This is a genomic window from Paenibacillus sp. JNU01 (genome assembly GCF_059130585.1).
Genome location: NZ_CP169723.1, coordinates 642,567 through 656,535 on the forward strand (window position 1 = coordinate 642,567; position 13,969 = coordinate 656,535).

The following is a 13,969-nucleotide window of genomic DNA, read 5'->3' on the forward strand; positions in this document are numbered from 1 at the left end:
CTACTTATTTTGCGATAAAATTGTAAAGAGAGTCCATTTTGAGGGAAGAAGGTGCACTTTGAGCAGCAAAATCCATGAATTTATGAGTTGGGCTGAGTCAAACGGTTGGATCATAACTCAGAAATCGAATTGTCATTTAGATTTAGATGTTAGTTTCATAACTAGATACAAAGTTATTCCTGAAGAATATTTAGATTTTTTACGTGTTATGGAACGATGCATTACTCCTGATGAAAAGACATGGTTCCTTTGTGAGAGTGAATACAAAAATAGCTCAGATGCTGATTTTCAATGGAATGAATTTGAACTGCTCAGCTTGGAAGCAGCAAACGAGGACGATCAATGGAGATCAGAAATAACGACATGGTGGAATCATTATCTACCAATCATGATTTCTGTTAACGGTGTTTATTCCTTCTATGCTATTGACTTATCCAATGAAATAGGAGCCATCGTATATGGAGAAGAACCAGAATTTGAAGAAATTAAAAAAGTGGCTAATCATCTGAATGAGTTTATGGAACTCATTATGTCAAAATCGATAGCACTTTATTGAGCAAATTTTGATCCTTTTAGAGAACTTCATTTATTAATCTCTTAGATCTTACCATCCACTATGAAAGCGTTTGACATATTTGAATATCAATCTATAATGATGAAAGGAAATTGGACTTGGAGCAAGCTTCCATACACAGGAAGCTTGCTGTTTCATTTTCAGAAGGAGAATAGGTTCCCATGACTCTTAAAAAAAGAATATTTTTACTGTTCTTTCTCAGTGCGTTTATCCCTTTTATCAGCATATTTGCAATCTCTTATTATACTATTGACTCCATCTTCGCCAATAAAATTGATGATGGCATCCGTAGCAATTTACAGCAGGTCACGTCCTCATTGGACAATTCAATCACCAATATGAATCACGTTACCCAGCAATTGTCCTACAGGGGAACTTTGGGCAAAAGCATGGATGAATTCTTGAATCCGTCCTCTGATATCTTTCAATTGATTGAGGCCAGGGACGAATTAAAGAGCGAGTTAAGTGTGGTCACATTTACCAATCCCAACATCGGACTGACGCTATATTACTTTGATAAAGAAGGTACAACGCAGTTTAGCAACTTTCCAATCAAGGATCGTTTGTCTTTTGACTCTTTACCTGTGCTCTTTCAAACCTATGGCATTAAATACTATGGCCCTCATATCAGTATGAACCGATTCGATGACCAACTCGTTCTGTCCGCTATGCGAAAAGTACAACTCTCCAAGAGGGACGATGTGTACATTTACGTGGAGTCCGGCTTTCGGCTTACACAGGATATCTTGGGTTACAATCAATACAACGGCGCATTATCTCACCTCATCCTAGATGGTACAGGAAACATTGTGTACAGTGAGATACCGGAGGCCATGAAGGTCGGCGAGAATTTCTCCAGCTTAACAGTCGATCCTGCGAAGGACGGAATATCCCGAGGGTATCACTGGTTCAAGGAGGATTCCTCACAGAAATGGAGTGTCGTATCGGTCATTTCGCAGGCTCAATATCAACAGGAGAAAAACCAGTGGTTGCTTCAAATTTTGCTGGTCGCTTTATTTTTCCTCGGCTTTACCGTGTTTCTCGCTTGGCTCCTGTGGAAGATGGTATACAAACCACTCGGGCTGTTCCATTCGGAAATCGATGGGATGTCCAAGAATCCTCAAACGACCGGGAGCCGAGCACGTACTCAGATTCCCGAATTTGATTTTCTGCTCGGTGAATTTTCGAATATGCAGCATCAGATTGGTGACCTCTTCAAGGAAGTTCAGCAGAAAGAGAAGATTCGTGCAGACCTGGAAGTGGAAAAACTGCTCTATCAGATTAACCCGCACTTTCTGATGAATACACTGGATACGGTGCACTGGTTGGCCGTCATGAATGGTCAAGGGGAGATCGACAAGCTGGTGCAATCATTGAACAAGCTGCTTTATTACAATTTGGGCAAATTAGGGCAAGTATCCACGATGGAAGAGGAGATTGATGCGTTAAGACAATATCTGATTTTGCAGCAAATTCGCTATGACTTTGAATTTGACGTCCGCATTACTGCAGATGAACAAGTGCTTCAAATTCCTGTGCCTCGCTTTATTCTGCAACCGCTGGTTGAAAATTCGTTATATCATGGATTGAGTGACGAAGGTTTTATTCAGATTGAAGTGACATGCACTGCAACGCTGAACATTATGATACAAGATAATGGTGCAGGCATGACCGAAGAAACCATTCATAATCTGCTAAACAATCGTGTAGCTGAACAACAAAAAGTAGGGATGGGCATCGGGCTCAATTACGTTCACCGCATGTTGAAGGCACAGTACGGGGACCAAGCACAACTGGTGATCGAGAGTGAATTGGGGACAGGGACAAGCATCCTGCTCGTACTGCCTATTAAAGGAGAAGATATCTCGGCATGATTAAGGTATTAATTGTAGATGATGATAAGTTGGTACGCAAAGGCATTAGCTCTGCGATGCCATGGAACGAGTTCAACATGGAGGTTGTAGGAGAGGCAAGTAACGGGGCGAAAGCACTGGATTTCCTGAAAACCCAACCGGTCGATCTGATGCTGACGGATCTTGCGATGCCCGTTATGTCAGGGATTGAACTGATGCGAGCTGCGAGGCAGCTCTATCCGGAACTTCATATCGTTGTGTTAACCCTGCATCAGGATTTCGATTATATCCAGGAAGCACTTAGACTCGGAGCCATTGACTATATAGCCAAAGTCCAGCTGGAGAAAGAACAATTCGAGCATGTTTTGCAACGGATACATACCCGAATCAACGGGTTGACGAACACGATCAGAAAGATGCCTTCGCAGAATGAAATCAACGTCCATTATCAACATGTGTATGCACTGGTTTCACAGGATCGCAAATCAGAGCCTAAGTGGCCAATGGAGATAACTGCACATGAAGATGAGATTAGGTGGGAGGTTGAGCGTAATAGCTGCATGTGGGCTGTTCGTCCATCGGAAGAGGATCAACTCTTTCATCAATTGAAAGAATTGTTGCATCAAGATGCCCATAGTACGTTGTTGGTTTTGTCTGATGTACAAGAGCGCACATGGTCACAGATCAAAAACTGGATTATGAATTATACAGATACGTCATTTTTCTATGCGTACAACCCCAATAACCAAGTCATTACCGTTTCGATGAATGAGGACAACACAAGTTTAAAAGAACCGCAGGATGAAGATATCGATCGAATTAAGCAAAGTTGGTTCCAGACACCATGGACCCACAGCGACAGTTACTACAACCAACTCATTGACCAGTTTATATCATTACGATTACATAAAGGTCAGTTGATGGGATTGCTGTACTCGATCGTTATGGAATGGAACCACCTTTTTGCCCAAACTACGCTTGGAAGAATCGCCATGATTCATTCTTTTGAGTCCTGGTACGAGGTTGAAGCATGGATCAAGCAGACAGCTGCAAGCATTCAAAAAGCAGATGCCCAGACTTCCTATTCGCAGGAAATCATCGATGCCGTTAAGAAAGCAGTGAGGATCGTACAAAATGATATGGAACACGCCTATACAGCTTCAGGTCTGTCGCAACAACTCAACATCAGCCGAAGTTATTTCAGTCAATGTTTCAAAGATCTGATGGGTAGAACCTTTAATGAGTACTCCCGATATATCCGGGTAGAGAAGTCCAAAGAGTATTTGCTCAATACAAATAATACGATTTTCTGGATTGCGGAGCGAGTGGGGTATACGGATGAAAAGTATTTCAGCCGCATTTTCCGCGAACTGACAGGTCTGCTGCCGAGCGAATATCGGCAGCTGGGTAGAGGAAATAAATAGCCGACAGCCTCCTGTTTTAGGAGCTGCCGGCTTTTGTTTTTGATTAAAAGTAAGGGTGGTTAGACGAATGTAGATCCGTAAGTAGGGTAAATGCTCACAAGTTAACCATACTTCATCATACGGACTGAAAAATTGTAATCATATCTCTATCCAAACGGACGTGTAATCCCTATCACGATAGAGCTTCACTCCATTTTATAATGAAAGCGCAAACACAAATATTAAACATCAGAAAAAGGGGAATCGAACTAGATGAGAACAAAATGGTCCATGAAAAGCAATCGGTTGACAAAACGTCTGGCCGTGCTATCCATGTCTGCCTTAATGGTTGCTGTCCTGGCGGCATGTGGAGACTCTTCCACTCCTCCTACTGCAGAAGAAGCAGGCAAATATGAGGTAACGCCGGGAGATCCGTTCAGTGCCTATAAAGACGAAATTACCGTCACCATGGGACGAGTAACCACAGCCAATCCGAAACTGCCGAGTGGTGATACCTATGAGAATAACGCGTATACTCGGCTGGTCAAAGACACGTTTAACGCTCAGATTTCAGATCAATTTGAAGCCAATGGCGAAGATTATAGCCGTCAGGTTTCGCTCGCCATCGCATCTGGGGAATTGCCAGACATGATGCGTGTTGATTCCAAAGATGAATTAAAAGAGCTGGTGGATAATGATCTGATTGAGGATCTGACAACCATATATGATCAATATGCTACGGATAATATCAAGCAGATATACGATTCCTATGATGGCCGTGCATTAGAAAATGCGACGATTGACGGACGTTTGATGGGACTTCCGGCGACTTCTCTGGATTCTGCACCCACGATGGTTTGGGTTCGTCAGGATTGGTTGGATCTGCTCGGGATTCAACTTGATGCAGACGGAGACGGTGCCATCTCGCTCGATGAAGTAGAGAAAACGGCACAGGAATTCCTGGAAAGAGACCCTGGCCAATCCGGAAACCCGGTAGGTATCCCCTTTGTGAACACGATGAATACAACAGATTACAATGGCTCTGCATATACGATGCTGGGTGTGGCCTCAACCGAAGGAGCCTTCCCGCAATATTGGATGAATGGTGAAGACGGCAAAATCGTGTATGGTTCCACGACAGAAGCAACGAAGAAGATGCTCGGTATCATGGCGGATTGGTTCAAGAATGGGATCATTGACCCGCAATTTGGAACCCGCACGTTTGACGATATTACCGCACTCTACGCCAATGGCCAAAGCGGTATTGCTTTTGGACCGTGGCATATCCCTGACTGGGGACTGATCAGTGCCAAACAGATGGATAAAAATGCGAAATTCTCGGCTTATACGCTGGAGGACACAAGTGGCAAAGTTAACGTGGCGCATGCCAATCCATCCAATCAGTTTATCGTGGTGAGAAAGGGATATGAACACCCTGAACTGGCCGTTAAGATTCTTAACCTGTTCTACGATAAACTGGCCAATGATAAAGATGCCGCTACAACCATGCCGGAAGCTGCCAAGTACCAGGAGACCGGGGTAGACGGATCTACGAGACCTTTTAATATCGAAGTCAACTCGGCTACATCGCTGCTGGATGATTACTCTGACGTTGTTCGTGGGATCAAAGGTGAGATTGGTTTGGATGAGGTTCGCACAACCGAATCGAAAAACAATATCGGCAGCATCAAAACTTATTTGAGCGACATGGATACGGATGATGTGACTGCTTGGTCCAAATATCATTCACGGATCAACGGTGTTGGACTAATCGACAAACTGACACAGGAAAAGAAATTCGAATGGATGACACCTGCTTTCTCTGGAACCACAGCAAGCATGAAACAGACGTGGGCCAATCTGACGAAGCTCGAACAGGAATCGTTTATCAAAATTATAACGGGTTCAGAACCTTTGGATTACTTCGATACATTCGTGAATAACTGGAAAAAACAAGGCGGTGATCAAGTCATTCAGGAAATTGAGGACGAGATCGCATCCAAACAATAACATCTATGAACAGTAGCGGGGCTGCGATACGCAGCCTTTCTTCAACGAAAGGGGTTCATTCATGAAACAGGGAAATATGAAAGCGAGAGGCCGGCTTGGCCCAGGTGCCATGTACCATATGATGATGCTGCCAGGCATTTTGTTTTTGCTGGTATTCAGCTATGTTCCAATGGTCGGCATCATTACGGCTTTTCAGGACTATATACCGGCCAAAGGCATGTTTGGCTCTGAATTTGTAGGGCTGAAACATTTTACTTATATGTTCAAGCTGCCGGATATCGCGCAAGTCGTCAGCAATACGTTGGTGATAGCGATTGGCAAGATTTTGCTTGGAACGATGATGGCCATCATTTTTTCCGTGTTGTTAAATGAAATTCGTGTCAAATACGTTAAAAAATCGGTGCAGACGATCGTTTATCTACCGCACTTTCTATCCTGGGTTGTACTGGCATCGGTCGTTGTCAACATGTTCAGTTTGGATGGCATTGTGAATCAAATGCTCGCGTTCTTTGGCCTGGAAAATATTAATTTTCTTGGCAGCAACACCTGGTTCCAGCCACTGATTATCGGTACAGATGTATGGAAAGAGTTTGGTTACAGTTCCATCGTGTATTTGGCTGCGATCACGTCGATTGATCCCGGTCTGTATGAAGCGGCAGGTATGGATGGAGCCAGTTGGTGGAGAAAAGTATGGCATATCACCTTACCAGGCATGCTGCCTATTATTCTGCTCATGGGCGTAATGAGCCTGACCAACATTTTGAGCGCCGGTTTCGATCAAGTTTATAATCTGTATAATCCGGTTGTCTATGAGTCGGGCGATATTCTGGACACCTATGTTTATCGAATTGGTCTCGTTGGGCGACAGTATAGCTTCGGTACGGCTGTTGGCTTGTTTAAGTCCGTAATCGGTATTGTTTTGCTGATGTCTGCCAACCAGTTGGCCAAAAAATATACGGATCGAAAAATATTCTAAGGAGGCCAAACCTGTGTCCTATTCAGCAAGCTTCAAAGAACGAACTGGCCGGTTTGTCATCTATGCCATTGTGATTATGCTGGCATTGATCTGCCTTCTTCCGTTATGGAATATCGTTGCCATATCATTCAGCAGCAGCGAGGCGGTATCTGCCAATGCAGTAGGTCTCGTTCCGGTCAATTTTACAACAGCAGCGTATACCAAAATTATCGATGATGCTCAGTTTTGGCGTTCCTTTGGCATATCTGTTCTACGTGTCGCACTTGCCCTTGTGCTTAATATGATTCTGATTATTTTAATGGCTTATCCGTTATCCAAATCGAAGCGGGAATTCAAAGGCAGAAACATTTATATGAATATCATGATTTTTGCCATGTTGTTCAGTGGAGGTATGATTCCGACTTACCTGCTGATCAAAAACCTGGATATGCTAAATACGATATGGGCACTTGTTCTGCCAGGCGCTGTTCCGATTTTCAGTGTCATCCTCGTGATGAACTTCTTCTCTGCTGTACCTAAAGCGCTTGAAGAAGCAGCCTTCATTGATGGAGCCAATCCGCTTCAAGTCTTGTTCAAAGTGTATGTTCCCGTGTCCATTCCAGCGCTGGCGACAGTTGCCTTGTTCAGTATTGTGGGGACGTGGAATGACTTCTTCAGCGGTCTGATCTATATGACCAAAGTCAGCAATTATCCGCTAATGACCTATATTCAATCCCTTAACGTGAATATTGCCGATTTGCTTCAAGCCGGTACGAATTCCAGCGAGCTCAGCAACCTGACTGAAATTTCGAACAAAAACCTGAACGCAGCCAAAATCGTAGTCGCTGTTATCCCGCTGTTGCTGATTTATCCGTTACTGCAAAAGTACTTTGTGACTGGTATTGTCGTCGGATCGGTCAAAGAATAACGTTAAGGAGGTTCAATGAACATGGGAAATAAAAAATGGTGGAAAGAAACCGTTGTGTATCAAATATATCCGCGGAGCTTTCAAGATAGTAACGGAGATGGCATCGGCGACTTGAAGGGCATTGTATCCCGATTGGATTATTTGCAGGAACTCGGCATTGGTGCGATCTGGTTATCACCTGTGTGCAAGTCCCCTCAGGATGATTACGGTTATGATATTTCAGATTATCAGGATATCGATCCGATGTTTGGGTCTTTGGAAGATATGGAAACGTTAATTCTTGAAGCGAAGAAACGAGATATTCGGATCATCATGGATCTGGTGTTGAACCATACATCGGATGAACACCCCTGGTTTCAAGAAGCCAAAAAAGGCAAAGACAATCCATACCATGACTACTACGTCTGGAGAGATGGTGTTGAAGGAACCCCTCCGAACGACTTGGGGTCAACCTTCGGTGGTTCAGCTTGGGAATGGGTGCCTGAGATCGGGCAATATTATTTACATCTATTTTCCGTCAAACAGCCAGATCTCAACTGGGAAAACCCGAAAGTCCGGCAGGAGATATACAACATGATCAATTGGTGGATCGACAAGGGTGTTGGTGGTTTCCGACTTGACGTTATCGACTTAATTGGCAAAGAACCGGATGCAAAGATTACGGGCAACGGACCGAATCTGCATAAATATATCAGGGAACTAAGCAAGGAGACGTTCCAAAACGCGGAAGACCTTCTGACCGTAGGCGAGACATGGGGCGCCACTCCGGAAATCGCCAAACTGTACAGCAACCCGGACGGCAGCGAGTTTTCAATGGTATTCCAATTTGAACACATCAGTCTGGATGAACAAGAAGGCAAAGGAAAGTGGGCTCTTAAACCTTTGGATGTGTTGGAATTGAAAAAAGTGCTGTCCAAATGGCAGACGGAGCTAGGGGGCGAAGCCTGGAACAGTTTGTTCTGGAACAACCACGATCTGCCCCGAATTGTCTCACGTTGGGGGAACGATGGCGAATTCAGGATCGAATCGGCTAAAATGTTGGCTACCCTTCTTCATGGCATGCAAGGCACGCCTTATATTTATCAGGGTGAAGAATTGGGTATGACGAATGTACAATATGCGATTGAGGATTATCGAGATATTGAATTGCTGAACTTTTATAAGGAAAGAATGGGGAGAGGTTATCCTGAAAGCAGCGTGATGGAGTCAATCTACGCCAAGGGCCGCGATAACGCACGAACACCCATGCAGTGGGATACTTCTGATAACGCAGGTTTTACACGAGGGGAACCCTGGATTAAGGTAAATCCGAATTATAAGCATATCCATGCCGAGCAAAGTTTGAATAACCCCGAATCCATATTCCATTATTACCGGAAGTTGATTCAACTTAGAAAAGACCATGAAGTCATTGTATATGGTGATTATGAGCTGATCTTTCCAGAAAACCCAGACGTGTTTGCCTATACCCGCACGTTGAATGGTACTACGATTCTGGTGGTGTGCAATTTCGAGGGCGATACAACCGAACTTTCTCTTCAGGAGCATTTAACAAAGTCCAATCAGCTTTTGATATCCAATTATACAGGTGAGCTCTCCGAGAGCATATTACGCCCATATGAAGCAAGAATGTACCTTATTCATAATTAAAGCATACTACGTAATATGTTATATAATTGTCAGTTCTCAAGAAAGAAGGATTATATTCAATGAAAAGAGTATGGTGGAAAGAAGCAGTAGCCTATCAAATCTATCCAAGAAGTTTTATGGATTCCAACGGAGATGGTGTTGGTGATATTCAGGGGATCATATCCAAGCTGGATTATATCCAAGATCTCGGTATTGATCTGATCTGGATCTGCCCAATGTATAAGTCACCCAACGATGATAATGGTTATGATATCAGTGATTATTGTTCCATTATGGATGAATTCGGCACGATGGCAGACTTTGACCAATTACTGCATGAAGTGCATCACCGTGGCATGAAACTTATTATGGACTTGGTGATTAATCATACAAGTGACGAACACCCGTGGTTTATTGAATCCAGAGCTTCGCTGGATAACCCCAAACGAGACTGGTACATCTGGAGAGATGGGAAGAACGGAGAGGAACCGAATAACTGGGAGAGCATCTTTGGCGGTTCTGCCTGGGAATATGATGAAGTCTCCGGACAGTACTATCTCCATCTGTTCTCCAAAAAACAACCGGATTTGAATTGGGCTAATAAAGATGTTCGTAAATCCATATATGAAATGATGAATTGGTGGCTAGATAAAGGGATTGATGGGTTCCGTGTGGATGCCATTAGCCATATTCACAAGGAAGAGGGCCTCTTGGACATGCCTGTTAAAGAAGGCTTCAAATACATCTCTTCTTTTGAAAAACATATGAATGTGAAGGGAATCCAGAGTTATCTGCAAGAAATGAAAGAGAATACATTGTCCAGATATGACATCGTGGCTGTTGGGGAAGCGAACGGAGTAAAGGTAGAGGACCAGGAAGATCTGCTGGATTGGATCTGTGAAGTCAGAGGGAAATTTAATATGGTTTTCCAATTCGAACATCTAGACCTTTGGAAAAACAGTACGGACAGAGAACTGGATATCCCCAAATTGAAAAACGTCTTGACCAAGTGGCAGAAATCCCTGGAAAACATCGGTTGGAATGCATTGTTTATTGAAAATCATGATCAGCCCCGCAAAGTTTCATCTTGGGGAAATGACAGTGCGTATTGGTATGAAAGTGCCACTGCGCTTGGTGCCATGTACTTCTTCATGCAAGGCACACCTTTCATATATCAAGGGCAAGAAATAGGCATGACCAACGTGGCTTACCCTTCCATAGAAGATTATAACGACATCGCCGATCGGAATATGTATCAGATTAAAAGTGAAGAGGGGATGTCTCATGAAGAGATCATGAACATCATCTGGGCTTCAAGTCGTGATAATTCCAGAACGCCGATGCAGTGGTCTTCGTCCAAAGAGGCCGGGTTTACCGCCGGTACGCCATGGTTAAAAGTGAATAACAACTACGTCAATATTAATGTAGAGAAACAACTTCAGGAACCACGTTCCATCCTTCACTTTTATAAACGAATGATTCAGCTGCGAAAAAAACACGATACGTTGACTTACGGTATCTATGAACTTCTTATGCCGGATCATCCGAGTGTATATGCATATACACGTACACTGGCAGACCAACAGGTGCTGGTTGTCATCAATCTAACCGAACATATCGTGGAGCTTGAGGAAGATGAGCTTGGCCTCAACTTCTCGGAGATCTGGCTTACCAACTATGAGAGTGGCATGCTGCCACTGGTGTTGCGACCGTTCGAAACAATCGTTGGTTTAAGCGATAACGTATAAGCAGGAAACGTAAAAAGCGTCTATATCATGTTCTGAATGATATAGACGCTTTTTAATTGTTGTGTGGCGGGAGTATCGGAATTCGCCAATAATTAACCATTACATTGGTTAGCCACATGAAATTCAGCGGAGAAAGTTAGTTTTATTGATGGAGAACATCCGCATATTCGGAGATACGTTCGAAACGTCCCTTGGCAAAAGGGCATAAAGGTAAAATCTTAATACCGTTTTCCCGCGCATATTCAACCATAGCTTTGATAAGTTCATCCCCAAGCCCTTGTCCCCGGTATGCATTTTCAACCAATGTGTGATCAATAATGTATAGTTCTGGACTTGAAATTACATACGTCATTACCGCAGCAATGTCGCCGTTATCATGAATAAGAAATCTCTTATTGGCAACTTCATGTTCTACATTATGCATGTTCATCCTCTTTCTTTGTTGAGTCTTCATCGTTCAGAAGCTTGTACGTCAATGCTCCGCTTGGACATGTGTCGATATGACGGGCAATGGCCTCCGAAGTCTCACCATCAGGATCAACCCAAGGACGCTTGCTCAAATCAAACACAGCAGGGAGGCCCTTTACGCAAATACCGGAATGAATGCAGACATCCGAATTAAACATAACCTCGATATCCTTACCGTAGTATACCTTTTGTTTGCTCATAATTACTCACATCTTTCACGGTTGAGTTTTGTTTACATATCTATAGTTCAGTCTTACCTGGCAAGCAGTATTCTGCCTAGCTTTCGATGTCCGAATTATAAATGAGGAATCCTTAATTAGTCAACGTGACAAAACTCCTATTACGTTGGGGGATTTGATTTAGTGACCTCAATCTGAAATTGATCGGAATAGGATTTGAGGTTGCCAGCAAGGCCAGCGAGCTGCCCGGAGATGTCCGACAGTTCACTCGCGGATCGCTGCTGCTCCACAGCACTGGCCGTGACTTCTTCAGCCATGGCTGAAGTTTCCTCGGTTGCAGACGCGATATAGCTCAGGTGCTGTTCCACCTCCTGTCGAATGGAATGCATATCCATCGTCCGGTTTTCCAAACGCTGAGCAAGCTCATGCACTTCAGTCGATAATTGGCTAACCTGTCGGAACGCCTGAAGACAATCCGCGATCTGTGCTTCCTGTTCCTTGACCGCCACCATGTTCGCTTCAAAATGACTGCCCATCCGGTGGGTTTCTTGGACAAATGAACTCAGAATCACATCAATCTCCTGGATGGAACGTTCGGACTGTTGAGCAAGCAGTCCCATTTCACCAGCAACGACCGCAAAACCTTTACCTGCCTCACCAGCACGAGCTGCCTCGATTGAAGCATTTAGCGATAGGATCTGGGTTTGTTTCAGGATGTTGTGGATTTGTCCACTAATGGAGGAAGCGAGTTCCGATTGAGTGGTTAGGGACCTGGAAATTTCCTGCTGATGCTCAACCCGCTTGGCATTCTCCCGGCCTTTCTCAAGCAGAACCTCATGTTCACGTGTAACTTGTACTTGTACGGCAGACAGCTGCTCTGAAGTATGAGTAAACTGTTGCACGTAAGAACCTACTTCATCCATAATTTTGCCGAGATTCTCCGAATGCTGGACGGAATGTTCGGTTTCTTCTGCCTGTTTCATGGAGCCTATAGCAATTTCCTCGATTGCTCTGGAGAGTTCTTCAGTCTGACGCTGATTCGTCTGAGCAGTTTCCGCAATATTGGCCGAGGACTGCTGCAGCGTATTCGAACCTTGTTGTATTCCCATCAGGATGTTTGTCAATTGGGCAACCATGACGTTAATCAGATCACTGATGTCACCGAGCTGATCGTTGGTCATATGTGTGGATACTACTTTGAGATTCCCATCCGCAACCTGTTCCAGACTTGACTTAATATCCCGTACTTGTCTGAGGATACCTCTTACCACCAATAACATCATGACCAGCGATAGAATCAATACAACCGCGAAAATCGGTATAATGGTTCGATAGGCATTATTCACGGAGATCGAGGAGACTTGATTCACCGCTCCAGCAGATATATCGATTCCCAAATAGCCAATAATCGCACCTTGTGAATCCTTGATTGGTGTAAAAGAGGACAGTAGCTGTCCCCAGGTTGGATCGTCTACAATACCTGTTGTCACGACTTCACCGCTTACTAAACGTTCCTGAATCTGGGGGTTGAATTCCATGGCAGTCCCGTATGGGCTATATTCCGTATCGTCCCAATCCGCTCCATCCACAGTGTAGATCCATCCGTCCGACGTTTTTTCATACATATAAACATATAAGGCTCCCGATTGAAGCCTAACTTTAACAAGTTCGTCTCTAAGACTTTTGTATTCGCTGCTCTCCTCTGAAGCAGTAGAGGATAATGTCTTGAGTAATTCAGATTCCTTGCCTAGTTGAGAGGCAGTATTCACTGCCAACTGTTGATTGTTATGCTGCATGGTCATTAGTGACGCATTTTTACTGGAATCGATCGTGGTCCACATGATTAGACCGCCCATGGTCAGTAGTGGAACCAGAATGATTAAATACAGCTTAAACCTTAAATCCATCTTTTTTTTGCGAGTCTGTCTCACGTTCTGCTCCCCCTTGGATGTAATAAAGCAATATGATTTATTTGTATAACCCCATACTATTTATCGTAACATTGAAGAGGGAAATGAAGACTAAATCTAAATTTGTATATACATATAGGTTACAGGTGAGAAAACAGGAGCCATATTCATGTTAAGTTTTATTCAATTGAGGTGAACATATAGAAAGTATTCGAATCTGGGAGTGAGAGGAAGGGCTACAAATGGATTGTGCTTGGTGGTAAACAGTGTTACTCTAAAAGTCTGTGTTCGACAAATTATTTAATGATGATC

General features: G+C 43.7%; 11 protein-coding genes. 8 read left to right on the forward strand and 3 right to left on the reverse strand.

Going from position 1 to position 13,969, the window contains the following annotated elements:
- Window positions 1–58: 58 nt before the first annotated feature.
- The 8 genes from NLBNIHML_RS02525 (at window position 59) to NLBNIHML_RS02560 (ending at window position 11,100) form a co-directional block, all read left to right on the forward strand.
- Window positions 59–556: an SMI1/KNR4 family protein gene (locus NLBNIHML_RS02525; protein ID WP_339233609.1), complete on the forward strand. Its 498-nt coding sequence runs from the start codon at window positions 59–61 to the stop codon at window positions 554–556.
- A gap of 179 nt (window positions 557–735) precedes the next feature.
- Window positions 736–2,448: a sensor histidine kinase gene (locus tag NLBNIHML_RS02530; protein ID WP_494353692.1), complete on the forward strand. Its 1,713-nt coding sequence runs from the start codon at window positions 736–738 to the stop codon at window positions 2,446–2,448.
- Complete coding sequence (locus NLBNIHML_RS02535; protein ID WP_342569944.1) at window positions 2,445–3,851, forward strand: response regulator; 1,407 nt, start codon at window positions 2,445–2,447, stop codon at window positions 3,849–3,851. The genes NLBNIHML_RS02530 and NLBNIHML_RS02535 overlap by 4 nt, the downstream gene beginning before the upstream one ends.
- Window positions 3,852–4,103: 252 nt before the next feature.
- Window positions 4,104–5,840, forward strand: a complete 1,737-nt coding sequence (locus tag NLBNIHML_RS02540; protein ID WP_339255315.1) for an extracellular solute-binding protein — start codon at window positions 4,104–4,106, stop codon at window positions 5,838–5,840.
- A 61-nt stretch (window positions 5,841–5,901) separates the two neighbouring features.
- Complete coding sequence (locus NLBNIHML_RS02545) at window positions 5,902–6,816, forward strand: ABC transporter permease (protein WP_339233618.1); 915 nt, start codon at window positions 5,902–5,904, stop codon at window positions 6,814–6,816.
- Window positions 6,817–6,829: 13 nt separating this feature from the next.
- Window positions 6,830–7,723 carry a carbohydrate ABC transporter permease gene (locus NLBNIHML_RS02550; RefSeq protein ID WP_445252610.1) on the forward strand — a complete coding sequence of 298 codons (894 nt, stop codon included), beginning with the start codon at window positions 6,830–6,832 and terminating at the stop codon, window positions 7,721–7,723.
- A gap of 21 nt (window positions 7,724–7,744) precedes the next feature.
- A complete protein-coding gene (locus NLBNIHML_RS02555; RefSeq protein ID WP_494353693.1) occupies window positions 7,745–9,373 on the forward strand; it encodes a glycoside hydrolase family 13 protein in 1,629 nt (542 codons plus the stop codon).
- A gap of 59 nt (window positions 9,374–9,432) precedes the next feature.
- Window positions 9,433–11,100 carry a glycoside hydrolase family 13 protein gene (locus tag NLBNIHML_RS02560; RefSeq protein WP_494353694.1) on the forward strand — a complete coding sequence of 556 codons (1,668 nt, stop codon included), beginning with the start codon at window positions 9,433–9,435 and terminating at the stop codon, window positions 11,098–11,100.
- A gap of 142 nt (window positions 11,101–11,242) precedes the next feature.
- On the opposite strand, the gene NLBNIHML_RS02565 is transcribed toward NLBNIHML_RS02560, so the two are convergent.
- The 3 genes from NLBNIHML_RS02565 to NLBNIHML_RS02575 all read right to left on the reverse strand — a co-directional run bounded on the left by NLBNIHML_RS02565 (window position 11,243) and on the right by NLBNIHML_RS02575 (window position 13,678).
- Window positions 11,243–11,524: a GNAT family N-acetyltransferase gene (locus tag NLBNIHML_RS02565; protein ID WP_339255320.1), complete on the reverse strand. Its 282-nt coding sequence runs from the start codon at window positions 11,522–11,524 to the stop codon at window positions 11,243–11,245.
- Complete coding sequence (locus tag NLBNIHML_RS02570; protein WP_339255322.1) at window positions 11,517–11,768, reverse strand: (4Fe-4S)-binding protein; 252 nt, start codon at window positions 11,766–11,768, stop codon at window positions 11,517–11,519. The genes NLBNIHML_RS02565 and NLBNIHML_RS02570 overlap by 8 nt, the downstream gene beginning before the upstream one ends.
- 140 nt (window positions 11,769–11,908) lie before the next feature.
- Entirely contained in the window at window positions 11,909–13,678 is a 1,770-nt protein-coding gene (locus NLBNIHML_RS02575) for a methyl-accepting chemotaxis protein (RefSeq protein WP_339255323.1), read from the reverse strand.
- Window positions 13,679–13,969: the final 291 nt, after the last annotated feature.